A 22,877-nucleotide genomic window follows, 5' to 3' on the forward strand; every position below is an offset into this window, starting at 1 on the left:
GAACCCCATGCAACAGCACAACATCGTGTCGCGCGAGGAATGGATTGCCGCCCGCAAGGCGCTGATGGCGCGCGAGAAGGAGCTGACGCAAGCCCGCGAAGCGCTGAGCCGGCAGCGCCGCGAACTGCCTTGGGTCAAGGTCGACAAGGATTATGTGTTCGACGGACCCGATGGCAGGGTGACGCTCGGCGATCTCTTCAAGGGCAGGCCGCAGCTTGTGGTGCAGCACGTGATGTTCGCGCCGGACTGGGACGAAGCGTGCAAGAGCTGCTCGTTCTGGGTCGATGGCTTCGAGCGCATGGTTCCGCATCTTGCCGCGCGAGACACCACGATGATCGCGATCTCGCTGGCGCCGCTCGCCAAGCTCGAGGCATTCAAGGAGCGGATGGGCTGGACCTTCGACTGGATCTCAGCCGGCGACAATGATTTCAACTATGACTATGGCGTCTCGTTCACGCGTCAGCAGATCGACGCAGGGAACGCGCAATACAATTATGGCACGACCCCGCCCTACGGACCCGAGCTGCCGGGAATCAGCGTCTTCTTCCGCGACGAGACCGGCAGCGTGTTCCACACCTACTCGACCTTCGCGCGCGGCCTCGACATGATGAATGCGGCCTATCACTATCTCGACCTCACGCCGCTCGGCCGTCATGAGGAGGGCTTGCCGTATCCGATGGATTGGGTGCGGCTACGTGACCAGTACCAACCGGCGCCCGTTCAGGCATCCTGCTGTCATAGCTGATTGTCATTGCGAGCGAAGCGAAGCAATCCATCGCGCCGCAAGCGTCGAAATAGATTGCTTCGTCGCTTCGCTCCTCGCAATGACACCAACAACAGCAGGAAGTGCCAATGCCCTATGTCGATGGTTTCGTCGTCGCTGTGCCGAAGAAGAAACTCAAAGCCTATGCGCAGCTCTCGAAGAAGGCCGGCAAGGTCTGGCGCGAACATGGCGCGCTGGATTATCGCGAATGGGTTGCCGACGACGTCAAGCCCGGAAAATGGACGTCGTTTCCGCAAGCGTGAAACTGAAGGCCGGCGAAACTGTCGTGTTCGCCTGGATCACCTACAAGTCGCGCGCCCAGCGCGACAGGATCAACGCCAAGGTGATGGCCGATCCGCGCCTGGCGTCGATGGGCAAGGGCGATGTGCCGTTCGATGCCAACCGGATGATCTATGGCGGCTTTGCGAACCTCGTGAAGGTGTGAGGCGGCGCACATTCGCCGCAATCGGTGCGGTAACCGGCCGTTAAACATGCCGATCGGCAGGCGGCGCGATGCCGCTTGCGTTTACTTGGTGATCCCGTATACTTTGCAATACAAAGTCCGGGCGAATCATGCGTGATCTCGACAAGGCGTTGGCCGACATTCTCGCGATCCGCAACCAGATTGCGGCCGGAACCGCATTCCGCGGCTACGGGCCGGCGACGGTTGCGGCCACCAGCGGCATCGCGCTCGTCACGGCGCTTGCGCAATATCTCTGGCTCGACGATCCGACCGGGCATCCGATCGCGTTCCTCGCGGGCTGGGCGGCGGCCGCGCTGCTGTCCGCGGGGTTGATCTGGACCGAGATGCAGGCGCGCTCGCGGCGGCATCATTCCGGCCTCGCCGACGCGATGGTGCAGCAGGCGATCGAGCAGTTCGTTCCGGCAGCGATTGCCGGCGTGCTGCTCGCGATCCTGCAATGGAAATTCGCGCCTGAGACGCTGTGGATGCTGCCCGGCCTGTGGCAGGTGCTGGTCAGCCTCGGCGTGTTCGCCTCGGTCCGCCTGCTGCCGCGCAGCATCGCGTTCGGAGGCGCCTGGTATTTCCTGTCCGGCTTCACGGTGCTGCTGATCGCAAGCCAGAGCCACGCGCTATCGCCCTGGACCATGGGACTGCCCTTCGCGATCGGCCAGTTGCTGATCGCAGCACTGTTGTATTTCGCTTCCGGAGGCCATGATGCCGAAGACTGACGTGACCAGCGCGCCATTCGCCTATGATGGCCTCGACCGCGTCATCCACGAGAAGGCGCGGCTCGGATTGTTGACCTCGCTGATGGCGCATCCGAAAGGGCTCGCCTTTGCCGATCTGAAACAACTCTGCGGCCTGACCGACGGCAATCTCAGCCGGCATCTGCAGGTGCTGCAGGAGGCCGGCCTCGTCGACGTCATCAAGGGCTATGAAGGCAATCGCCCGCACACCACCTGCCGCCTGACCAAGAGCGGCCGCCGCCGCTTCCTCGATTATCTCGCCGTGCTCGAGCAGTTGGTGCGCGATGCGGCCAAGGCCGCCGGCACGGCTGAAAAGTCCGCCGGCAAGCCTGAAAAAGCAGCCGGCAAGGACGAAGGCGCGTCTGCCCGCCTTGGTATCCAGCCAGTTTGATCATCCCATTTTTTGTCCGGAGACTTTGTGATGCAAAGCAACGTTGCGCTCAAGCCGGAGGTCGCCATGCGGCTCCACGTCGGCATCATCATGGACGGCAACGGCCGCTGGGCGACGCGGCGCGGCCTGTCGCGGCTGCGCGGCCATGAGGCAGGCGTCGAGGCGATCCGCCGCATCGTCGAGGCCGCGCCGGACCAGGGCGTCGGCACGCTGACGCTCTATGCATTCTCGAGCGACAATTGGCGCCGTCCGAAGGCTGAAGTCACGGCGCTGATGGGGCTGCTGCGGTTCTACCTCGCCAACGAGATCGCGGCCCTGGTGCGCAACGGCGTCCGCCTCACCGTGATCGGCCGCCGTGACCGGCTGCCCGACGGCATCGCGACCGCGATCACGCGCGCCGAGGCCGCAACCTCCGACGGCACCACGCTGCATCTGCGCATCGCCATCGACTATTCGGCGCGCGATGCGATCCTGAACGCGGCCGCGCGCGCCGCCGACGTCGGTCAGTTGAGCCGCGAAACCTTCGCCGATCTGATCACCGGCGAGGCCGGCCTGCGCGACGTCGACCTGATCATCCGCACCTCGGGCGAGAAGCGGCTGTCGGATTTCCTGCTTTGGGAAGGTGCCTATGCCGAACTGCATTTCACCGAGCGGATGTGGCCCGAATTCGACGCCGACGATCTCGCTGACGCGCTCGCCTCCTTCCATCGCCGCGAGCGCCGCTTCGGCGGGTTGACCGCGATCGCGCCGGCGGAGGTGCCGAACCTCTAGCGCGTCAAGCCGCGCCTGCTGATCTCTTCTCAAGCCCGGCCGGGGGGTTGGGCTCTCCTACCACAAGATGCGGGGACGAACGATCACGCCAACCAAAGCGGGAGCGATCATCCATGCGCATTCTTCTTGTCAACGTGCCTCACCCTGCGATCGGCAGCCGGATTCCCGACGACCATCTGCCGCCGCTCGGCCTGCTATCGATCGGCGGGCCGCTGATCGACGACGGACACGACGTCCGTCTTCTCGATGCCGAGTTCGGGCCGATGCCGGTCGAAGCCCTCGTGGCGGAGGCATCGCGGTTTTCGCCGGATGCCGTCCTGTTCGGTCATTCCGGCTCGACGTCGGGCCATCCTGTCATCGCCGAGGTCGCGCAGGCCGTCGTCAAGGCCGTGCCCAATGTGTGGATCGTCTATGGCGGGGTGTTTCCAACCTATCATGGGCGCGAGATCCTGCGCGAGGAGCGCTACGTCACTGCGATCGTGCGCGGCGAGGGCGAAGAGACCGCGCGGCGTCTGATGCGGGCGCTGGAGACCGGCGGCGATCTGCGCATCATCAACGGCATCGCATTCCGCGATGACTATGGGCCGCGCGTGACACCGCCTGCGCCTGTGATCCGCGATCTCGACGCCTATCGCGTCGGCTGGGAATTGATCGATCATAACAGCTACAGCTATTGGGGCGGCCTGCGCGCCGTCGTCGTGCAGTTCTCGCGCGGCTGTCCGCATCTCTGCAATTATTGCGGTCAGCGCGGTTTCTGGACGCGATGGCGGCATCGCGATCCCGTGCGTTTCGCCAAGGAGCTGGCGCGGCTCTATCGCGAGTACGGCGTCAAGGTAATCAACTTCGCCGACGAGAATCCGACCGTCTCGAAGAAGGCCTGGCGGACGTTTCTCGAAGCCCTGATCGCGGAGAATGTCGACCTGATCCTGGTCGGCTCGACCCGCGCGGACGACATCGTGCGCGATGCCGACATCCTGCATCTCTACAAGAAGGCGGGCTGGCAGCGCTTCCTGCTCGGCATGGAGAACACCGACGAGAAGACGCTGGAGCTGATCCGCAAGGGCGCGACCACGACGATCGATCGCGAGGCGATCCGCCTGATGCGCCAGCACGGCATCCTGTCGATGGCAACCTGGGTGGTCGGCTTCGAGGAGGAAACCGATCGCGATCACTGGCGCGGGCTGCGGCAGCTTCTGTCCTACGACCCCGATCAGATCCAGATGCTCTACGTCACGCCGCATCGCTGGACGCCGTACTTCCGTCTTGCGGCCGAGCGGCGTGTGATTCAGGCCGATCGCCGGCTCTGGGATTACAAGCATCAGGTGCTTGCGACACGGCACATGCCGCCGTGGCGCGTGCTGCTCTGGTTCAAGTTCACGGAGATGGTGCTGCAAAGCCGCCCGAAGGCCCTGCTCCGCGTGCTGTTTCACCGCGACGCCGGACTTCGCCATGCGATGCGCTGGTACACGCAGATGGGACGCCGGGTCTGGCCGCACGAAATTCTCGGCTTCCTGCGCGACAAAAGGCTGAAGAGCGGGCCGACGGTGCGGGAATTTTGGGGCGCGCCACAGGATATGGAAGAGGAATCGATGTCGTCGCAGCGGCCCGAGCGCCGCGTCGCGACATCGCGCGCAGCGTAAGTCGATACCGTTGCTCCGGGTCTGGATAACTGGCGCTGATGACTGGATCTTGGAGTCATCAGCGCGATAATTTCCGGATCGGCTGCGCAGAACAAAAAGAACCGTGGCGGTCGAGGCGTCGAGTTGAGCATCCAGGTTGCGATTCTGAAAATATTGGCCAGTCACGTCAGCGGCAGGGCCACACTCGATTCACTCAAGCACGACCTCGCCATTCTCTCGTCAAGCGGCGAGGATTGGCATGCGCGGATCAAGCGGCTGGCGTCGCGGGTTCCCGAGCTCGATATCTTCAGCAGCTTCTATGTGCTGCGTGACGTCGAAGGCTGGCAGATCACATCGGCCGGACGCGAGTTCCTGCAGGCGCTGGAGGCCGTGACGCAAGACAATCTGTCGCCCGCGCCGACGGACGACAGCGCAATCCGTGCAGAGGGCACGCTGATTGTGGTCGGTCATCGCTTCAAGAATCGAATGCGAACGCAGCGCGATCCCGAGCAGGGCGTATCGCCACGCCGCCGGCCGTTCCGGGAGCCGCATTGAACCTCGCCGCGTTGCGCGCGACCTAATCTTGGGGCGTGGCTCTGGAGGTCGCAAATGACTGCTTTGGCTCAATCGATTGCTCGCGCGTTTGCGGCCAATCCACTTCGGAGCGGCATCGCCCGGCATGTTCTGCTGTTCGTCCTTGCGGTGTTGTTCGTCGCGGCGTTGAGGGCAAGCTATGGCCTCGATCTCAGCGCGGGGTTTTTCTGAAGCATGATCCGGAAAAGTGTGAAGCGGTTTTCCGAAGAGATCATGCTCAAAAAGGCAACGCGAAGAATTTTTCCGGCGGCAACGTCATATTGGGTTAACCGGATCGAGATAGCTAAGCGCACGCTTTCCTTGCATCTCGAACCCGGGCCGATCTCCCATGGACAAGCCGATGCGCTGCCGGTGCGGCAGGACGCGCACCATCGTGCTCGACAGGCATTTCCGCACCGCGCTGGTATGCCCGAAATGCGACGAGATCGAGCTGGCCGGGCCGGCTAGGCCGGAGCAAGAGCCGCAGGAACAGGTGTTAACCGCACGATAGCGCGGTCGTTTTCGGCGCCGAAACCCGCTAGGTTCCGTCTGACGAAACGGACCAAAGCGAAACCCGATGCCGCATCCTTCCGATACCACCGCCGTGACCGGCGCTAGCGTAACTCTTGCCGACGTGCGCCGCGCCGCCGAAATCATCAAGGGCGCGGTCATGGTCACGGCGTGCAACGAGAGCCGCACGCTGGGTGAGATCTGCGGCTGCCGCCTGTTCCTCAAATTCGAGAATTTGCAGTTCACCGCGACCTTCAAGGAGCGCGGCGCGCTCAATCGCCTGCAGGCGCTATCGCCCGAGGAGCGCAAGCGCGGTGTGATCGCGATGTCGGCCGGCAATCATGCCCAGGGCGTGGCCTATCACGCGAAACGGCTCGGCATTCCCGCCACCATCGTGATGCCGATCGGCACGCCGATGGTGAAGATCGAGAACACCAGGCGGCACGGCGCCGAGGTCATCATCACTGGACAGACGCTGGAAGAATGCTTTGCGTTCGTCAGCGCGCATGCCGCGCAGCACGGCCTCATTCTGGTCCACCCCTATGACGATCCCCTGATCATTGCCGGCCAGGGCACGATCGGGCTCGAAATGCTCGCGGCGGTGCCGGAGCTCGACATCCTGGTGGTGCCGATCGGCGGCGGCGGGCTGATCTCGGGCATCGCGACGGCCGCCAAGGCGCTGAAGCCGTCGGTGCAGATCGTCGGTGTGCAGGCGCAGCTCTATCCATCGATGTACAATGCCGTCAAAGGCGAGCAGTTGCCGATGCGCGGCGACACGCTCGCCGAGGGCATCGCGGTCAAGTCGCCCGGGCAGATCACCACCAAAATCGTCCGCGAGCTCGTCGACGACATCATCCTGGTCAGCGAGGACCAGATCGAACGCGCAGTCGCGACCCTGATCTCGATCGAGAAGACGGTGGTCGAGGGCGCCGGCGCCGCCGGCCTCGCCGCGGTGCTGTCTGCGCCCAAGCGCTTCGCAGGCAAGTCAGTCGGCCTGGTGCTGACCGGCGGCAATATCGACACCAGGCTGATCGCCTCGGTCTTGACCCGCGAGCTCGCGCGCGAGGGACGGCTGACCCAACTGGCGCTCGACATCGTCGATCGGCCAGGTCAGCTGGCGGCGGTGTCGATCCTGCTGGCGGACGCCGGCGCCAACATCATCGAGGTCTCGCACCAGCGCACCTTCTCCGATCTGCCGGCCAAGGCGACGCTGCTTGAGCTCGTGATCGAAACCCGCGACCGCGCCCATCTGGAAGAGGTGCTGACGAGGCTCAACGCCGAAGGATTCGTGGTGCGGGAGAGCTAGCGACGTAACCCGCGTTTGATCCGTCATCCTGAGGAGCCGCGAAGCGGCGTCTCGAAGGATGAATCGGCCACCAGCCGGGCCGTGCATCCTTCGAGACGCGCTGCGCGCTCCTCAGGATGACGGTTCACAGATAGTCCGAGAAACTCTCTAATCCCCCGCCGTCAACTCGGCGAGCTTCGCGATCGTGTTGATATTCCGCGCGGTGCCCTGGACGGCTGCGGGGATCTTCAGCTTCGAGCGGCCCATGCCGCTGCCATAGGTGACGTAGATCTCGCGCTTGCCGAGCCGTATCTGTTCGTCCTGCTGGCCTTTGACGTCCTTCAGGGCGTTCCTGGCCGGCGGCTCGTCGAGGAAGATCGCCACCGTATGGTTCGGCGGCTCGTTCGGAAACGGATTGGCCTGCAGCACCGCGGCGATCTCGTCGGCGCTCCTGACCACGACGCCGACCGGCTTGCCGGCGTAGGCGTGCAGCCGCTTCTCCAGCGCGGCCTTGACCTTTGCAGCTGCGAGCTTCGAGGAGAACACGACATTGCCGCTGGCGATGTAGGTCTGCACGTCGGCAAATCCCGCGTCGACGCACATCGCCTTCAGTTCGGTCATCGGCAGCTTGCCGGTGCCGCCGACATTGACTGCGCGCAACAGCGCGACGTAACGCGGCATCACGGCCTCACGTCAAAAGCAGCGCCATGCCGGGATCGCCCTTCTGCATCGCGCGCTGATAGGCCGGGCGCGCGGCAATGCGGCCGAGATAGTCCCTGATGTTGGGGCGGCGGCCGAGGTCGTAGGGCAGGAAATAGCGCATGGTCGTGAGCGAGAAGCCGATCATGATGTCGGCCGTCGTGAATTCGTCGCCCGCGAGATAGCGCGCGCCGCCGACCCGCGCCTCGATCAGATCGAACGAGCGGTCGACCCGCGCCTTGGTCGCCACCAGCATCGGATTGTCGGCCGCGAGGTTGAGGCGGTTCAGGATCATGCTGCGGCCCATCTGCGCCTGCAGCGTGCCATTGGCGAAGTGAAACCAGTACAGGAATTGGGCGAAATCGGGATCGCTGGGCTTCAGCGTCAGCCGCCCGTTGCCATATTTGGCGAGGATGTATTCGACCACCGCGCCGGACTCGGCCAGCACCAGCTGGCCGTCGGTGATGACGGGCGCGGTGCCGATCGGGTGCAGCGCCTTGTAGTCGGCCGGCGCCAGCATCGTGACGGGATCGCGCGCGTAGCACTTCAGCTCATAGGGGATCTCCAGCTCTTCGCACAGCCAGACGATCCGTTCCGATTGCGACTTGCCGAGATGGTGGACGGTGAGCATGCGTGCTCCTTATCAGGCGGCCGCTTTCTTCTTCGCGGGCTTCTTCTCCGATTTCGCCTCAGATTTGTTCTCAGGCTTCTTCTCGGGCTTCTTGGCCGGCGCCGGCTCTTCCATCGCCTTCTTCATGGCGCGGGCATAGGCGTCGGCCGCATTCTCCGCCGAATTCTGCAACCGCTTGGCGGTCGCGGTGGCGTTCAGGATCGTGCTCTTGGCGAGGTGGCGGAAGCGCGCCTTGGTCTCCTTGTCCTTGGCCTTGGCCGCGCGCGCGACCCAGACGGCCTGGCGCTTCTTCGCGGCCGCCATCACGGCTTTGGTCTGCGCTCTTGCGGTTTGCCGGATCACGGCGTCGAGGTCGGCTTCGGCCATTCAGATGCACTCATTGACTGGACAGGCGCCGGGCGGGCGCACGGAGGGAGGGGAACTATCACTAGCGCAACCGGCGCCGTTTGAACATCTGGTCCTTTATCGATCGCCGGCGGATGCCGCCACCGTCTGCTGCGACCATGCCGGCATCACCGGCAAGGCTATCGGGCGCGCCGTTCGGCATGATATAGCGGCGCGGCCTGACGAGGGGCGGCGCAGTCCAATCGAGGTTTCGATGCACGCAATCAGCCGAAGGAGCCTGCTTGGCGGCCTTGCCCTGCTGGCCGCATCGCCCTCGCTTGCGGCGGTGCCGGCCGAGACGCTGAGCGTCGATGCCAGTGAGGGCCGCGTCGCGCTTAACCATTTTGCTTCCGGGCGCACCGGCAAGCGGCCGGCCGTGCTTGTCCTGCACGGCTCGCGCGGCTTCGATCTCAGGCCGCGGGCCTATGAACGCTATGCCAATGCGCTGACCGCGGACGGCATCGACGCCTATTTCGTTCGCTATTACACGCCGGCCGACGAGCAAGCGTTCGAGACGATGCACACGCACGTGATCCGCGAGGCCTATGAGACCGGGCGTTTCGACGCCTGGGCCGCGCGGGTCTCGTCCGTAGTGACCGCGGTGCTGGCGGGCGCGGACAGTTCCGGCCGGATCGGGCTGCTCGGCTTCTCGCTCGGCGGCTACGTTGCCGCGGCAGCGGCGGCCCGCGACGAGCGGGTGGCTGCGCTGGCCGTGCTGTATGGCGGCATGCCCGACAAGGTTGTGCCAGAGGTCAAGCATCTGCCGCCGATGATCGAGTTGCACGGCGAGGCCGACCGCAACGTGCCGCTCGCCAAGGGCGAGGAGCTTGTCGGTCTCGGCAAGTCGGTCGGTGCCGCGGCGGAGATCGTCCGATACCCGGGCAAGGCGCACGGTTTCGACTTTGCGGACAATGATCCAATGACCGCCGACGCAGTGAACCGTGTTGCCGGCTTCTTCCAGGCGCGCCTGAACGTGGCCTGAGGCCTGATGGCCGAGCTAGTCCGCGGACGGACCCGGCGGCACCTTGGCGCCGGCGAGCAGTCCGGCCAGCTCCACCTGCCGGCCGAGCCCGGTCTTCGCCAGCACGGCCTTGAGCTGGTTGCGCACGGTTTCGCGGGAGATGCCGAAGGCGATGGCGATCGCCTCGACGGTTCGTCCCTCGCCGATGCCGCGCGCGACCCGCGCTTCCGCCGGCGTCAGGTCGAACAGGCCCTGCAACACCTCCGCAGTCGGCACCTCGGCCGGTACCACCGGCGTCACGATCACGATCGCCAGCGCGCGATCGAACAGGTCACGCGCCGAACCGTGAATCGGGATCAGATGCACGATCAGCGGTGGGCGATCGTCCTGTGCCGCGATCGGCACCGAGCGGACCTCGACGCTGATCAGCCCGTGATCCAGCGCTGCAAGCGCCTGGGCGAACAGCGCGTCGGCGGTGGGCGCCGCCAGCGCCAGGCGCTCGGCGCGATCCTGCATCACGTCGAGCACCAGGCGGTCGAACAGCGTGTTGGCCGCCATCAGGCGGCCGCCGCGCCGCAGCACGGCCGCGGGCAGTCCGAGCATCGCCAGCGACTCGGTTGCCGCCCTGGCGCGCTCCATCCCGAGCCGGGCTGACAGCAATGCGGCACGCGCCAGATGCGGGCGCAGCGCATCGAGCTGCTCGATCGCTTCGCGCTCGATCGGCCCGTGCTGGTATTCGCGCTCGACGCTGTAGATCAGCATGTCGCCGCTCGGCACCGGGATTGCGGTGCCGGCACCCCAGCCGAGCCCACGCGGCCGGAAGAATTCGCGGATCTGGAAATCCTGCTGCACCTCCTCGGGCGTATCGAACACGTCGATGTCGCGCAGGAAGCCGGCATGGTTGGCCGCGAGCAGGCGCGGCAACCGCCCATTGCGCTGGTGCCAGCCGCCTTCGACATAGGCCGCCGTGTCGTCGTGCATGTCGGGGGATGCGATCCATCGGACGTCATGCGGAGCCGCCGTCAGCAGCACGGTACCGCGCGCACGCGCGATCTCGCCGACCTGATGCAGGACGTTCGGCCACAACTCGGGGAGGACGGCGGCCTCGTAGGCCAGTTCAATCAGACGCTCGTGCAGATCGTTCGTCATCGGCCATCCCGGAAAACTTGTTAACCAATAGATAAACCCTTCGGCCTCGGAAATATTGCGTAGAGCAATTCGGCCGAGCCCACGAGTCCGGGCTATTCCGGTGCGTCGAAGGGTATCATGGTGAATCCCCGCGTTTCGCCGGTCTTGTTTGCGACCCTCGCGCAGATGTGCCGGGCGTTGCTCGTTTGGCTGCGGCTCGCTCCGCGGCCGGCCGAAAGTCGCTGAGGTCAATCCCAAAACCCGACAAGCAAGACCTGACGATCAAGACCCGACAATCGAAGTCCGGCGATGGAGCCTCCGCCTTGTATGGCGGAATTGAAGCCGCGTGACAGTCAGAAATATCCTGAAGCGTCTCGAAACGCATTCGGCGTGTATCGTCGATGCGTTCGGCCTTCCAGCGTGGCGGGATTGCAACGCCGCGCGCGATCATTCGACGATGAACATCCTTTAATTTGTGTCCGCGCGGTCTGTGGCGCCAGCTAGGGCCACCTTGTCTCATTCAATCGAACCGCAAGCGGGCTCGGGGAGGGCCGATGATCAGCCGCAGGGCTCTTTCCGGATTGTTGATGACGCTGGTCGGCCCCTCGTCGGTTGCCGGCAACAACACGCTGGCGCTGAGTCATTGCAGGGGATCATGCGCGAATATCGATTTGCCGACGCTTGGCTACGACAAGTTCTGCCGGTCGTTCTTCGATATCGCGACAAGCGGCAAGCTGCGCGCGGTCGCAACCGGCCCGGAAATCCGACGCGAGATGCGGTCTCTTTTCCAGGGACCGCGGCTCTATCGGCCGTCGCGCGACGAGATCCGGATTCTCTGGCGCGCGCCGGCGGACGGATTCTCGGTCGTGAAGGTCGAGTTCGATCTGGAGTGCGGCGTACCGGTGCGCGGATGCCTTGGCATTCCCGACGGAGAGTTCAAGGGATTGATCCTGCTCGGCCACGGCATGGCGAGCACGCCGGAGCGCTGCTTCGATGATGCCGACAACGACTACATGAACGCGCTCGGCAAGAGCCTGTGCCGGGACGGCTATGTCGTCTGGTGTCCTTACATCGTCCAGATCGGCGATCAGGCAAGTCAGAACAACATCGCCGCGATGCTGGCATCCCATGGCGTCTCCGCGCACAACGTGTCGTGCGCATCGATCGACGCCGGCGAAATCGTCTGCCGGAAGCTGACAGGAGCATCCGGCCTGAACGTCGGCGTGTATGGGGTGTCGTGGGGCGCGTTTCTCGTGCTCCATCTGGAGGCCGCCACCGGACGGATGCGGCCGACCGTCGTCTCCGGATATATGCGCGACGAGAAGAAGCTTCTGATGTCGTCCGTCATCAGCAAGAATCTCGGCGTCGAACTTGCGACCTACATCCATTTCAGCAGCAGCCGCGCCAGGTACACAGGCGCAGAGCTGGCTTATCTGATATGCCCGTGTCCGCTGTTCGTCGAGATTGGCAGCCGCGACGGCGGCAACACGGTGGAACTGGGGCGGGACGAGAAGTTCGCGGAAATGCAGTCGGTCTACGCATCATCTGATCACCCGCATGCGATCGACATGGGCATCTTCGACGGCGTGCACGAGGCCAGCGGCGAGCGCGCGCGGCCATGGCTGTACCAACATCTGGAGTCGCCCGCTTATCAAGAGATTTCCCGTTTGAAGAACGCCATCGCGTTGTGAGCGGAATGGGCGACGCCACGCCCTTCCATTCGCCGTCGAACATGCGCAAGCATTGGGCAACTGTCCGCAGCAATCGTCTGCCGGCACCAGTGCGCCACCTGGCCGTACCCAGGTAGCAACGCCTCATCACGTTGACGGGAGCGTACGGTGCACCGGGCCTGTCGGTGTGGCCGTGATCGCCGTGTCATTGCAGCGTCGCGGCGCTTTCTCACAGTGGCGTGTCGTCGGGATCACCGCAACGGGGCGATCCGGTTCCAGGATTGTCGGATTGGGCGCGTTATGATCTCCTGCAATGCACCTTGCCCATCCTGACCTTCCCGGTCTGAGGGAACTCGACGTCTGGTAGAGCTTGTTGGTAGCCGAAAGGTTGGACAGCATGAGTGGTCCGGAACGAATGCTTGGGGGATTGGCAGGGCTTCTGGTATCGGCGGGATTGGCGGCTATCGGGATTTCGGCGGCGCATGCTCAGGCGGGCCCACCCGGGCCTCCTGCCGTCGGCGTGTTCGAGGCGGTGAAGCGGCCGATCACCGAAACCAATGAATTTCTGGGACGCATCGAGGCCCCCAACCGCGTCAACGTGGTGGCACGTGTGACCGCCTTCCTGGAGAAGCGGAACTTCGTCGAAGGCTCCGAAGTCAAGGCCGGCGACCTGCTGTATCAACTCGAGCGTGGCCCGTTCGAGGCCGACCTTGCATCGAAGAAGGCGCAGGTCGCCCAACTGCAGGCGACCCTGGTCAACGCCAAGCTGACTACCGATCGCGCCAAGTCCCTGCTCGGCGGACCGGCCGGCCAGCAATCGAGCGTCGATGCGGCGGTCGCCAACCAGCAGAGCCTCGAGGCGCAGGTGCAGGCCGCGCAGGCCCAGGTCGACCTGTCCCAGATCAATCTCGACTACACCGAGATCCACTCGCCGATCGACGGCAGGATCGGGCGCACCGCGGTCACCGAGGGCAACGTCGTGACGCCGAGTTCGGGAACCCTGACGACCATCGTCAGCCAGGACCCGATGTATGTCACCTTCCCTGTGCCGGTGCGCGAGGCGCTCGATCTGCGCGACCGCTACGCGACCCGCGGCGGCTTCAAGGCCGTCGTCATCCGCGTGCGTTTGACAAACGGCCGGCTCTACAATCAGGTTGGTGAGCTGAATTTCGTCAACAACACAATCACCCAGAACACCGACACCATCTCGTTGCGCGGCACCATTCCCAACCCGTCGACGTACACGTCCGTCGCTGCCGGCGGTGCGGTCCGTGAGCTCACCGACAACGAGTTCGTGACCGTGCTGCTGGAAGGCGTGCAGCCGGTCGAGGTGCTGGCGATCCCGCGCTCGGCGGTGCTGTCGGATCAGCAGGGTGAATATGTCTACGTCGTCGGCGCCGACAACAAGGCCGAGCAAAAGCGGATCCAGCTTGGCCAATCGACCTCGACGATTGCGGCGGTGACGAGCGGCATCGCGCTCGGCGACAAGGTCGTCGTCGAGGGATTGCAGAAGGTCAGGCCGGGCGAGGTGGTCGCGCCGGGGCCCGCCAGCGCGCTGATCCAGTCAAGCATGAAGGTCTCGGCGGACGGCGGCGCAAGCAGCACGCCGAAATCGACGGGCAACAATCCATGATCTCCGCTGTCTTCGTCGATCGTCCGCGGCTTGCGATCGTCATCGCTTTCGTGATCACGATCGCCGGCGTGCTGGCGATGATGCAGATCCCGGTTGCCCAGTTCCCGGACATCGTGCCGCCGCAGGTCACGGTCTCGGCCGTGTTCCCCGGCGCTTCGGCCGAGGTGGTCGAATCCAGCGTCGCCCAGCCGCTGGAGGCGCAGGTCGTCGGCGTCGACAAGATGCTCTACATGAAGTCGACCAGCGGCAATGACGGCAGCTATACGCTGACGGTCTCGCTCGCGCTCGGCACCGATCCCGACATCAACACCGTCAACGTCAACAACCGGGTGCAGAGCGCCCTCGCGCAATTGCCGACCGAGGTGCAGGCGCAAGGCCTGACTGTGCAGAAGAAATCCTCGGCGGTGCTGCAGTTCATCGTGCTGTACAGCAAGAGCGGCGAGCAGGACCCGCTGTTCATCACCAACTACGCCATCATCAATGTGCTGGACGCGATCTCGCGCACGCCCGGCGTCGGCCAGGCGTCGCTGTTCGCCAAGCTGAACTATTCGATGCGGATCTGGTTCGACACCCAGCGCCTGACCAGCCTCAATCTGGCGCCGTCGGACGTGATCGCCGCGATCCGCGCCCAGAGCGTGCAGGCGCCGGTCGGCCGCATCGGCGCGCGTCCGATCTCGAACGACCAGCAGTTCCAGTTCAACGTGCAGACCCAGGGCCGCCTGACCACCTCGACGCAGTTCGGCAACATCGTGCTGCGGGCCAATCCGGACGGATCGGTGCTGCGGATCAAGGACGTCGCCCGCGTCGAGATCGGCGCGCAGAACATGGACTCGGAATCGCGGATCGACGGCAATCCCGGCGTGCCGATGGGCATCTATCTCGCGCCCGGCGCCAACGCCGTGACCACCGCCAAGGCCGTGCAGGCCACGCTTGCGCGGCTGTCGGAGCGGTTTCCGCCAGGGCTGAGCTATCTCGTGCAGTACGACTCCACGACCTTCGTCTCCGATACGATCAAGGAGGTGATCAAGACGCTCGGCGAGGCCTTTGTGCTCGTCGTGATCGTGGTGTTCCTGTTCCTCGGCAATCTGCGCGCCACGGTGATCCCGGCGGTCGCGGTTCCGGTCAGCCTGATCGGCGCCTTCGCGGTGCTGCTGGCGCTCGGCTATTCCGCCAACACGGTCTCGCTGCTGGCGATGGTGCTTGCGATCGGCATTGTGGTCGACGACGCCATCGTCGTGGTCGAGAACGTCGAGCGCGTCATGGAAGAGGAGCCGGAGCTGTCGCCGGCCGACGCCACCAAGAAGGCGATGGCGCAGATCACGGCGCCGATCATCGCGATCTCGCTGGTGCTGCTCTCGGTGTTCGTGCCGATTGCGTTCATCCCCGGCATATCCGGCACGCTGTTCCGCCAGTTCGCGGTGACGATCAGTGCGGCGATGGTGATCTCGGCGCTCAACGCGTTGACATTGTCGCCGGCATTGTGCGCCGTGTTCCTGCGCCATGGCGGGCCGCGCCGCGGCATCATGGGACGGGTGCTCGGCGGCATCGACTGGGTGCGCGACCGCTATGCCGGCGTGGTGCAACGGCTGGTCCGCGTGGCGGTGTTGTCGCTGGTCGCGGTGCTGGTGTTTGCCGGCGCGGTGTTCGGCGTATCGAAGATCACGCCGACCGGATTCCTGCCCGAGGAAGACCAGGGCGCGTTCTTCATCGCGGTGCAGCTGCCTGACGGCGCCTCGGTGGCGCGCACCAGCGAGGTCACCAAGCAGGTCGAGGCGCTGTTGAAGAAGAACCCGGCGATCGACCACGTGCTGTCGATCATAGGCTTCTCGCTGCTCGATGGCGGCAACGAGCCCAATTCCGCCTTCATGGTGGCGCGCATGAAACCGTTCGAGGACCGCAAGGCGGTCACCGATTCCGTGCAGGCCGCGATCCGGCAGACCTTCATCGCGGGATCGCAGATCCGTTCGGCCTCGGTGCTGCCGTTCAACCTGCCGCCGATCATCGGGCTCTCGACCTCCGGCGGCTTCGAATATCAGCTCGAGGCGCTCGAGGGGCAGGACCCGGCCGCGCTCGGCAGCGTGATGGGCGGGCTCATCGCCGCGGCGAACCGCGATCCGCGGCTGACCCGCGTGTTCTCGACCTTCACCGCGACCAACCCATCGATTTTCCTCGATATCGATCGTGCCAAGGCGCAGGCGCTCGGCCTCAACATGGCCGACGTGTTCACCGCGCTGCAGGCCACGCTCGGCGGCATCTACGTCAACAATTTCAACCTGTTTGGGCGCACCTGGCAGGTCAATGTGCAGGGCGACGCGGCCAACCGCGCCGACATCCCCGACATCTGGCAGATCTATGTGCGCAACAGCGGCGGCGAGATGGTGCCGATCCGCTCGATCGCATCCTTGCGGATCGTCACCGGCCCTCAGGTGATCACGCGCTACAACAATTATCGTTCGGTCACGGTGAATGGCGGTCCGGCGGCCGGCGTATCGTCTGGCACCGCGATCGCCGCGATGGCTGAACTCTCGAAGACGACGCTGCCGGCGGGCTATTCCTACGAATGGACCGGCACTGCCTATCAGGAGCAGGCGGCCTCCGGCCAGACCGGCATCATCCTCGCGCTCGCGGTGCTGTTTGCCTATCTGTTCCTGGTGGCGCTGTATGAGAGCTGGACGATTCCGATCCCCGTGCTGCTGTCGGTCACGGTCGGCGTGCTGGGCTCCTATCTCGGCATCAAGCTTGCGGGCCTGAACCTCGATCTCTATGGCCAGATCGGCCTCGTGGTGCTGATCGCGCTCGCCGCCAAGAACGGCATTCTGATCGTCGAATTCGCCAAGGAGCAGCGCGAGGCCGGCAGGCCGATCACGGAGGCCGCGATGATGGGCGCGCAGATGCGCTTCCGTGCGGTCATGATGACCTCGATCGCCTTCATCCTGGGCCTGGTGCCGCTGGTGGTCGCGACCGGCGCCGCGGAAATCAGCCGCCGTGCAGTCGGCACGGCGGTGTTCGGCGGCATGCTCGCCGCGAGCTCGATCGGCATCTTCCTGGTGCCGATGCTTTACGTCACCATCCAGCGCTGGCGCGAGGCTGCCAAGAACCGCTTCGGGCGTAGGGGCAAGACGGAGCAACCCGCGGCGCATTAGATCCAACCTAATCCCATCGCGCATTAGCGGGGCTGATAAGGCGGGGCTATACTGCCTGCCTCATTGACGGAGTTCTGGATTGAGCGTTGCCTTCACCAAGGAAGAAAGTGCCGAGACCGCGTCCGAGACGCTGCTGCCGGACCGTCCGATTTCGCCGCATCCCAATCTGGTGACCGAGGCAGGACGCAAGGCGCTGGAGCGCCAGCTCCAGGAGGCACGCGAGGCCTTGGAGATCGCGCAGCAGCTGGACGACGTCAACGAACGGCGACGGCAGTCGGCCGTTCCGTTGCGCGACACGCGCTATCTCACGGAACGGCTCCGCACGGCGCAGGTGGTCCCTGAGCCTGGCTCGACCGAAACCGTCGCGTTCGGAAGCACCGTGACGTTCAGCCGCGCCGATGGGCGGGTGCAGACCTATCGCATTGTCGGGGAGGACGAAGCCGATCCGAAGGCCGGCTCGATTTCCTTTGTCGCGCCGGTGGCGAGATCGCTGATGGGCAAAGCCGTGGGCGATATCGTCGGGTCGGGCGATCAGGAGCTGGAGATCGTGGCGATCTCCTAGCCGCCTGCGACCCGCAAGCGATTGCAAATCCCAGATCACGCCGCCGGCAACGCAAGACGCTCGATCGTCTGGATATGGCGTGCGAGCAGGCTGCAGGCCTGCTCGATGTTGCGCGCACGTACGGCCTGCAGGATCATGCGATGATCCTGGCTGGGCCGCGGCCGCCAGCCGGCGTTGCGCGCCATCGCGAACACGAGCCGCGAATTGGCCAGCTGCAATCCGTCGAGGCTGGCGAGCAGCCGCGGCATCGCGCACGGCGCCACCAGCGCGTGATGAAAGGCGCGATTGGCCATCTCGAAATCCTGAACCGTCTCGGCATTGTCGCCTTCGATCAAGGCGAGCTCGATCCGCGCCAGATGCGCCGACGTGAACCTCGGGGCGGCATTGCGGAACGCGACCACCTCGAGCGCGGCGCGCATCTCGGCGATCTCCTTCACCGATTTGGTGTCGAGTGGAGCAACCCGCACGCCGCGACGCGGCACGGCAACGACAAGGTGCTGCGCCTCCAATTGCCTGAAGGCCTCGCGCACCGGCACGTGGCTGGAGTGGAATTCCCGCGCGACATGATCCTGCCGGAGCGGGGCGTCGGGCAGCAATCCGCCGCTGATGATGCGCTCGCCGATCGCGCCGGCGATGCGCCCGGCGGTGGTCGTGTTCTCTGCTTCGCTGACCATAGATTATCTATCACAAAAACGGATGCGCATCCGCTCGACCTCGGCTAGCATCATTCTAAGTCAATGATCATAGATAACAGATCATATTATCTATGATCCATAGCAAACGAGAAGGCAAGCCCGATGGTTGATGTGGTGGAAATCGAACGGACCGACAGAAGCAGCAGCGCCCCGCTGCGCAAGACCTGGGAGCGCGTCGAGGCCGAAGCGCTCTACAATTTGCCGTTCGCCGACCTGATGTTTCAAGCGCAAAGCGTCCACCGCGCCAACTTCAATCCGAACCACGTCGAAACCGCGAGCCTGCTCAGCATCAAGACCGGCGGCTGTCCGGAAGATTGCGGCTACTGCTCGCAGAGCGCGCATTACGACACCGGCCTGAAGGCGACCCGCCTGATGCCGCGGGATGAGGTGGTCGCCGTCGCGCAGCGCGCCAAGGATGCCGGCGCAAGCCGCTTCTGCATGGCCGCCGCCTGGCGCAGTCCCAAGGACCGCGATCTCGATCAGGTCTGCGACATGGTCAGCGCGGTGAAGGGGCTGGGCATGGAGACCTGCGTCACGCTCGGCATGCTGACGCCTGGTCAGGCCGAACGCCTCTCCGAGGCCGGGCTCGATTTCTACAACCACAATGTCGATACCTCGCCGGAGTTCTACGACAAGATCATCACCACCCGCACCTTGCAGGACCGCATCGATACGCTGGCGCATGTGCGCGACGCAGGCATCAAGGTCTGCTGCGGCGGCATTATCGGCATGGGCGAGCAGGTTGAAGACCGGCTCGGCATGCTGATGCTGCTCGCCAATCTGCCCAGCCATCCGGAAAGCGTGCCGATCAATCTGTGGAACGAGGTCAAGGGCGTGCCGGTCAACGACACCGCGGAGCGGCCCGATCCGATCGCGCTGGTGCGGCTGGTCGCCACCGCGCGGATCATGATGCCGAACAGCGTGGTCCGCTTGTCGGCCGGGCGGCAATACATGACCGATGAGCTGCAGGCGATGTGCTTCCTCGCCGGCGCCAATTCGATCTTCATCGGCGACGTGCTGCTGACCACCAAGAACCCGCAGCGCGATCGCGACGCCGATCTGCTGGATCGGCTCGGCATCACGTCCCGTCTTGCCTAACCGCAAACTTCGGCGAGCGCGCAACGCTGGTTGTGCGCAATCGACAATCTTCCTGTGAGTGAAGCATGAGCGCAATCCATGCGGCCAAGGTCGCTGATTACGCCGCGGCCTTGCATGCCCTGAGCAAGGACGATCGGCTGCGCGGCCTCAAGCCGCGCGCGGGCATCGATTTGGTATCGAACGACTATCTGGCGCTGGCGAGCGCGCCGCGCATCAAGCAGTCAGTTGCGGCCGCGCTCGAGGCCGGCACGCCGATCGGCGCCGGCGGCTCGCGGCTGCTGCGCGGCAATTGCGAAGAGCACGAACGGCTAGAGGCCGAGGCCGCCAGGTTCTTCCGCGCCGAGACCGCGCTGTTCTTCGGCGGCGGCTACGTCGCCAATTTTGCCGTGCTGACGACGCTGCCGCAGCGCGGCGACCTGCTGGTGCTCGATTCGCTGGTGCATGCCAGCATCCATGAAGGCGCGCGTGCCGGCCGGGCCGAATTCCGGTTCAGTGAACACAATGATCCCGGGTCGGTCGAAGATACCATTCGCGATTGGCGCGCCCAGGGCGGGACCGGCCGGGTCTGGATCGTGGTCGAAAGCGTCTACAGCATGGACGGCGATATCGCGCCGCTCGACGATCTCGTCGCGATCGCCGAACGGCACGACGCATTCGTGATGGTCGACGAGGCGCACGGCACGGGCGTCTATGGCGAGCAGGGCCGTGGGCTGACGGCGCCCTATGAGGGACGCGACAACCTCGTGATCGTTCATACCTGCGGCAAGGCGCTGGGTGCCGCCGGCGCGCTGGTCACCGCGTCCGCCGTGCTGCGCGACTTCATGGTCAATCGCTGCCGCCCGTTCATCTTCGCGACCGCGCCGTCACCGCTTGTGGCTGTTGCCGTGCGCGAGGCGCTTCTGATCCTGCAGGAGGAGCCCGAGCATCAGCAGCGCCTCGCAAAATTGGTCGCGTTCACGCATCGCGAACTCTATCTGCGCGGCTGGCAAAGTCCGTCGCGCTCGCAGATCGTGCCCTATGTCGTCGGCGACAATGCGCGCGCGATGCAACTCGCGTCAGCATTGCAGGCGCGTGGTTTCGACATCCGCGGCATCCGGCCGCCGACCGTGCCGGCGGGAACCGCGCGGTTGCGCATTGCACTGACCCTCAATGTCGACGAGGGCGACGTGCGCGCACTGCTCGATGCGCTGGTCGAGGAGACTAAGGGCTGGTCGCGATGACCAGCCGGATCGTGGTGACCGGCACCGATACCGGGATCGGAAAGACGATCTTCTCCGCAGGCCTCGCCGGCTTCCTCGGCGCGGACTACTGGAAGCCGGTGCAGTCCGGACTTGAAGAAGAGACCGATGCGCAGCTGGTGGCGCGGCTCGGCGGTCTTGCGCCCGACCGCATCGTGCCCGAGCGCTATCGGCTGCGAACGCCGGCGTCGCCGCATCAATCCGCCGCGATCGACGGCGTGCGCATCGATCCGGCTGCGCTCGATGTGCCCGCGACCTGTGACCGGCCGCTGGTGATCGAAGGCGCCGGCGGGCTGATGGTGCCGCTGAATGACGACACGCTATATATCGACATCTTCGAGCGCTGGCGGCTTCCGGTGGTGCTCTGCGCCCGCACCGCGCTCGGCACCATCAATCACTCGCTGCTGTCGATCGAGGCGCTGCGCAAGCGCCGGATCGATCTTCTCGGCATCGCCTTCATCGGCGACAGCAATCCGGAGAGCGAGCGGGCGATTTGCCAGATCGGGCAGGTCCAGCGGCTCGGCCGGATGCCTTGGCTTGCGCCGCTTGCGGCGGACACGCTGCAGGCCGCGTTCAAGGCGTCGTTCCGCCACGACGATTTCAATCCATGACGTCACCAAAGAAGTCGCCGATCTGGCACCCGTTCACCCAGCACGCGCTGCACGGCCCGATGACCAGGATCGTGCGCGGCGAGGGCGCCTACCTCTACACCGCGGATGACCGCCGCATCATCGACGCGATCGCATCCTGGTGGGTCGTGACCCACGGCCATTGCCATCCGCATATCGTGCGCGCGATCCAGAGCCAGGCGGAGCAGCTCAACCAGATCATCTTTGCCGGCCATACCCACGATCCGGCCGAAGCGGTTGCCGCGCAGCTCCTGAAGCTTGCGCCTGATGGCCTCGACTATGTGTTCTTCTCCGACTCTGGCTCGACCAGCGTCGAAGTGGCGCTGAAAATGGCGCTCGGCTATTGGCACAATATCGGCGTGCCGCGCACGCGCATCATCGTCATGCAGCACTCCTATCATGGCGACACCGTGGGCACGATGTCGGTCGGCGCGCGCGGCGTGTTCAATGCGGCCTACGAACCGCTGCTGTTCGACGTTGCCTCGATCCCGTTTCCTGCCACCGGGCATGAGCAGGCGACGCTCGATGCGCTGGAAGCCGCATGCAGCAAGGAAAACGCGGCCGCGTTCATCGTCGAGCCGCTGATTCTGGGCGCCGGCGGGATGCTGATGTATCCCGCCTGGGTGCTGAAGGAAATGAAGCGCATCTGCGAGGCCGCTGGCGTGCTGTTCATTGCTGACGAAGTGATGACCGGCTGGGGCAGGACCGGCACCTTGTTCGCGTGCGAGCAGGCGGACGTCACGCCTGACATCGCTTGCTATTCGAAGGGCCTCACCGGCGGATCGCTGCCGCTCGCGGTGACGCTGTGCCGCGCCGACATCTACGATGCGCACTATTCCAGCGATCGATCGCGGATGTTCTTCCATTCCAGTTCCTACACCGCGAACCCGGTTGCCTGCGCCGCGGCAAAAGCGAATCTCGAGCTCTGGCAACACGGCGCGCACGAGCGCGTCACGTCGCTCGCCGCGATGCAGGAGCGCCTGATCGCACCCTTCCGCGCCGATCCGCGCTTCGAAAACGTCCGCCGCACCGGCACCGTCACCGCACTCGATCTTAAGGCAAACGATGCGGGCTATCTCGCAGGCATCGGCCCAAAACTTCTGGCCTTCTTCGAACGGCGAAACCTGCTGCTGCGACCGCTCGGCAACACGATCTACGTGATGCCGCCCTACTGCGTCACGGAGGCGGATCTCAATGAGATCTACGCTGGCATCGGGGCTGCGGCCGACGCGTTGGCCTGACGCGTCTTGCGGCTGCAGTCGCCAACATCAGTGAGATCGCCGCG

Annotated in this window: 22 protein-coding genes and 1 pseudogene; 18 read left to right on the top strand and 5 right to left on the bottom strand. The window is 64.9% G+C overall.

The window, feature by feature from the left end; genetic code table 11:
* Positions 1–7: 7 nt before the first annotated feature.
* From K359_RS0111215 to K359_RS0111260, 9 genes and pseudogenes are all read left to right on the top strand, one after another.
* The gene (locus K359_RS0111215) at positions 8–745 is read left to right on the top strand and encodes a thioredoxin family protein (RefSeq protein WP_029079433.1); all 738 of its coding nucleotides are present in this window, start codon (positions 8–10) and stop codon (positions 743–745) included.
* Positions 746–852: 107 nt separating this feature from the next.
* A pseudogene (locus K359_RS51685) lies at positions 853–1,208 on the top strand (DUF1428 domain-containing protein).
* A 128-nt stretch (positions 1,209–1,336) separates the two neighbouring features.
* Positions 1,337–1,954, top strand: coding sequence for a hypothetical protein (locus K359_RS0111225; protein ID WP_029079434.1), 618 nt, complete (start codon positions 1,337–1,339; stop codon positions 1,952–1,954).
* The gene (locus K359_RS0111230; protein WP_035976494.1) at positions 1,941–2,363 is read left to right on the top strand and encodes a transcriptional regulator; all 423 of its coding nucleotides are present in this window, start codon (positions 1,941–1,943) and stop codon (positions 2,361–2,363) included. The genes K359_RS0111225 and K359_RS0111230 overlap by 14 nt, the downstream gene beginning before the upstream one ends.
* A 30-nt stretch (positions 2,364–2,393) precedes the next feature.
* Positions 2,394–3,134 (top strand): di-trans,poly-cis-decaprenylcistransferase, encoded by a 741-nt coding sequence (locus tag K359_RS0111235; RefSeq protein WP_029079436.1) that lies wholly within the window; start codon positions 2,394–2,396, stop codon positions 3,132–3,134.
* Positions 3,135–3,247: 113 nt separating this feature from the next.
* Positions 3,248–4,774: a magnesium-protoporphyrin IX monomethyl ester anaerobic oxidative cyclase gene (gene bchE, locus K359_RS0111240; protein ID WP_029079437.1), complete on the top strand. Its 1,527-nt coding sequence runs from the start codon at positions 3,248–3,250 to the stop codon at positions 4,772–4,774.
* A gap of 123 nt (positions 4,775–4,897) precedes the next feature.
* The gene (locus K359_RS0111245; protein WP_245284575.1) at positions 4,898–5,308 is read left to right on the top strand and encodes an aminoacyl-tRNA deacylase; all 411 of its coding nucleotides are present in this window, start codon (positions 4,898–4,900) and stop codon (positions 5,306–5,308) included.
* 54 nt (positions 5,309–5,362) lie between these two features.
* Positions 5,363–5,518, top strand: coding sequence for a response regulator (locus tag K359_RS0111250; RefSeq protein ID WP_165126960.1), 156 nt, complete (start codon positions 5,363–5,365; stop codon positions 5,516–5,518).
* 385 nt (positions 5,519–5,903) lie between these two features.
* Positions 5,904–7,142, top strand: a complete 1,239-nt coding sequence (locus K359_RS0111260) for a threonine ammonia-lyase (protein ID WP_029079440.1) — start codon at positions 5,904–5,906, stop codon at positions 7,140–7,142.
* A 147-nt stretch (positions 7,143–7,289) separates the two neighbouring features.
* Here the strand turns inward: K359_RS0111260 and K359_RS0111265 are convergent, their stop codons facing one another.
* From K359_RS0111265 to K359_RS0111275, 3 genes are read right to left on the bottom strand one after another with little or no spacing between them, the layout of a single operon-like run.
* Complete coding sequence (locus K359_RS0111265) at positions 7,290–7,802, bottom strand: DUF1697 domain-containing protein (RefSeq protein ID WP_029079441.1); 513 nt, start codon at positions 7,800–7,802, stop codon at positions 7,290–7,292.
* Between the two features lie 7 nt (positions 7,803–7,809).
* Positions 7,810–8,451, bottom strand: a complete 642-nt coding sequence (locus K359_RS0111270; protein WP_029079442.1) for a glutathione S-transferase family protein — start codon at positions 8,449–8,451, stop codon at positions 7,810–7,812.
* A 12-nt stretch (positions 8,452–8,463) separates the two neighbouring features.
* Positions 8,464–8,817, bottom strand: a complete 354-nt coding sequence (locus K359_RS0111275) for a hypothetical protein (RefSeq protein WP_029079443.1) — start codon at positions 8,815–8,817, stop codon at positions 8,464–8,466.
* 232 nt (positions 8,818–9,049) lie between these two features.
* Here K359_RS0111275 and K359_RS0111285 point away from each other — a divergent pair, with 232 nt between their 5' ends.
* Entirely contained in the window at positions 9,050–9,817 is a 768-nt protein-coding gene (locus K359_RS0111285; protein ID WP_035976466.1) for a dienelactone hydrolase family protein, read from the top strand.
* Between the two features lie 15 nt (positions 9,818–9,832).
* On the opposite strand, the gene K359_RS51690 is transcribed toward K359_RS0111285, so the two are convergent.
* Entirely contained in the window at positions 9,833–10,945 is a 1,113-nt protein-coding gene (locus tag K359_RS51690; protein WP_035976467.1) for a helix-turn-helix transcriptional regulator, read from the bottom strand.
* A gap of 533 nt (positions 10,946–11,478) precedes the next feature.
* Here K359_RS51690 and K359_RS0111295 point away from each other — a divergent pair.
* The 4 genes from K359_RS0111295 to greA all read left to right on the top strand — a co-directional run bounded on the left by K359_RS0111295 (position 11,479) and on the right by greA (position 17,932).
* Complete coding sequence (locus K359_RS0111295) at positions 11,479–12,615, top strand: hypothetical protein (protein ID WP_156928450.1); 1,137 nt, start codon at positions 11,479–11,481, stop codon at positions 12,613–12,615.
* 376 nt (positions 12,616–12,991) lie between these two features.
* Entirely contained in the window at positions 12,992–14,227 is a 1,236-nt protein-coding gene (locus K359_RS51695) for an efflux RND transporter periplasmic adaptor subunit (protein ID WP_035976495.1), read from the top strand.
* Positions 14,224–17,370, top strand: a complete 3,147-nt coding sequence (locus K359_RS0111305; RefSeq protein ID WP_029079446.1) for an efflux RND transporter permease subunit — start codon at positions 14,224–14,226, stop codon at positions 17,368–17,370. Before K359_RS51695 ends, K359_RS0111305 begins: the two co-directional genes overlap by 4 nt.
* A 79-nt stretch (positions 17,371–17,449) precedes the next feature.
* Positions 17,450–17,932: a transcription elongation factor GreA gene (gene greA, locus K359_RS0111310; RefSeq protein ID WP_029079447.1), complete on the top strand. Its 483-nt coding sequence runs from the start codon at positions 17,450–17,452 to the stop codon at positions 17,930–17,932.
* 35 nt (positions 17,933–17,967) lie between these two features.
* Here the strand turns inward: greA and K359_RS0111315 are convergent, their stop codons facing one another.
* A complete protein-coding gene (locus K359_RS0111315; RefSeq protein ID WP_029079448.1) occupies positions 17,968–18,606 on the bottom strand; it encodes a GntR family transcriptional regulator in 639 nt (212 codons plus the stop codon).
* 123 nt (positions 18,607–18,729) lie between these two features.
* On the opposite strand from K359_RS0111315, the gene bioB reads away from it, so the two are divergent.
* From bioB to K359_RS0111335, 4 genes are all read left to right on the top strand, one after another.
* Positions 18,730–19,725: a biotin synthase BioB gene (gene bioB / locus K359_RS0111320; RefSeq protein ID WP_029079449.1), complete on the top strand. Its 996-nt coding sequence runs from the start codon at positions 18,730–18,732 to the stop codon at positions 19,723–19,725.
* Positions 19,726–19,790: 65 nt separating this feature from the next.
* Positions 19,791–20,945 carry an 8-amino-7-oxononanoate synthase gene (locus K359_RS0111325; RefSeq protein ID WP_029079450.1) on the top strand — a complete coding sequence of 385 codons (1,155 nt, stop codon included), beginning with the start codon at positions 19,791–19,793 and terminating at the stop codon, positions 20,943–20,945.
* Positions 20,942–21,574 (top strand): dethiobiotin synthase, encoded by a 633-nt coding sequence (gene bioD / locus K359_RS0111330; protein WP_029079451.1) that lies wholly within the window; start codon positions 20,942–20,944, stop codon positions 21,572–21,574. Before K359_RS0111325 ends, bioD begins: the two co-directional genes overlap by 4 nt.
* Positions 21,571–22,833, top strand: a complete 1,263-nt coding sequence (locus tag K359_RS0111335; RefSeq protein WP_029079452.1) for an adenosylmethionine--8-amino-7-oxononanoate transaminase — start codon at positions 21,571–21,573, stop codon at positions 22,831–22,833. Before bioD ends, K359_RS0111335 begins: the two co-directional genes overlap by 4 nt.
* Positions 22,834–22,877: the final 44 nt, after the last annotated feature.

The sequence above is a fragment of the Bradyrhizobium sp. th-b2 genome, assembly GCF_000426785.1.
Lineage (GTDB): Bacteria > Pseudomonadota > Alphaproteobacteria > Rhizobiales > Xanthobacteraceae > Bradyrhizobium > Bradyrhizobium septentrionale.

Bases quoted from the DNA above. Each gene is read 5' to 3' on its own strand.
- K359_RS0111215 (WP_029079433.1), top strand. From the start codon at position 8: ATGCAACAGCACAACATCGTGTCGCGCGAGGAATGGATTGCCGCCCGC.
- K359_RS0111225 (WP_029079434.1), top strand. From the start codon at position 1,337: ATGCGTGATCTCGACAAGGCGTTGGCCGACATTCTCGCGATCCGCAAC.
- K359_RS0111230 (WP_035976494.1), top strand. From the start codon at position 1,941: ATGCCGAAGACTGACGTGACCAGCGCGCCATTCGCCTATGATGGCCTC.
- K359_RS0111235 (WP_029079436.1), top strand. From the start codon at position 2,394: ATGCAAAGCAACGTTGCGCTCAAGCCGGAGGTCGCCATGCGGCTCCAC.
- bchE (WP_029079437.1), top strand. From the start codon at position 3,248: ATGCGCATTCTTCTTGTCAACGTGCCTCACCCTGCGATCGGCAGCCGG.
- K359_RS0111250 (WP_165126960.1), top strand. From the start codon at position 5,363: ATGACTGCTTTGGCTCAATCGATTGCTCGCGCGTTTGCGGCCAATCCA.
- K359_RS0111260 (WP_029079440.1), top strand. From the start codon at position 5,904: ATGCCGCATCCTTCCGATACCACCGCCGTGACCGGCGCTAGCGTAACT.
- K359_RS0111265 (WP_029079441.1), bottom strand. From the start codon at position 7,802: ATGCCGCGTTACGTCGCGCTGTTGCGCGCAGTCAATGTCGGCGGCACC.
- K359_RS0111270 (WP_029079442.1), bottom strand. From the start codon at position 8,451: ATGCTCACCGTCCACCATCTCGGCAAGTCGCAATCGGAACGGATCGTC.
- K359_RS0111275 (WP_029079443.1), bottom strand. From the start codon at position 8,817: ATGGCCGAAGCCGACCTCGACGCCGTGATCCGGCAAACCGCAAGAGCG.
- K359_RS0111285 (WP_035976466.1), top strand. From the start codon at position 9,050: ATGCACGCAATCAGCCGAAGGAGCCTGCTTGGCGGCCTTGCCCTGCTG.
- K359_RS51690 (WP_035976467.1), bottom strand. From the start codon at position 10,945: ATGACGAACGATCTGCACGAGCGTCTGATTGAACTGGCCTACGAGGCC.
- K359_RS0111295 (WP_156928450.1), top strand. From the start codon at position 11,479: ATGATCAGCCGCAGGGCTCTTTCCGGATTGTTGATGACGCTGGTCGGC.
- K359_RS51695 (WP_035976495.1), top strand. From the start codon at position 12,992: ATGAGTGGTCCGGAACGAATGCTTGGGGGATTGGCAGGGCTTCTGGTA.
- K359_RS0111305 (WP_029079446.1), top strand. From the start codon at position 14,224: ATGATCTCCGCTGTCTTCGTCGATCGTCCGCGGCTTGCGATCGTCATC.
- K359_RS0111315 (WP_029079448.1), bottom strand. From the start codon at position 18,606: ATGGTCAGCGAAGCAGAGAACACGACCACCGCCGGGCGCATCGCCGGC.
- bioB (WP_029079449.1), top strand. From the start codon at position 18,730: ATGGTTGATGTGGTGGAAATCGAACGGACCGACAGAAGCAGCAGCGCC.
- K359_RS0111325 (WP_029079450.1), top strand. From the start codon at position 19,791: ATGAGCGCAATCCATGCGGCCAAGGTCGCTGATTACGCCGCGGCCTTG.
- bioD (WP_029079451.1), top strand. From the start codon at position 20,942: ATGACCAGCCGGATCGTGGTGACCGGCACCGATACCGGGATCGGAAAG.
- K359_RS0111335 (WP_029079452.1), top strand. From the start codon at position 21,571: ATGACGTCACCAAAGAAGTCGCCGATCTGGCACCCGTTCACCCAGCAC.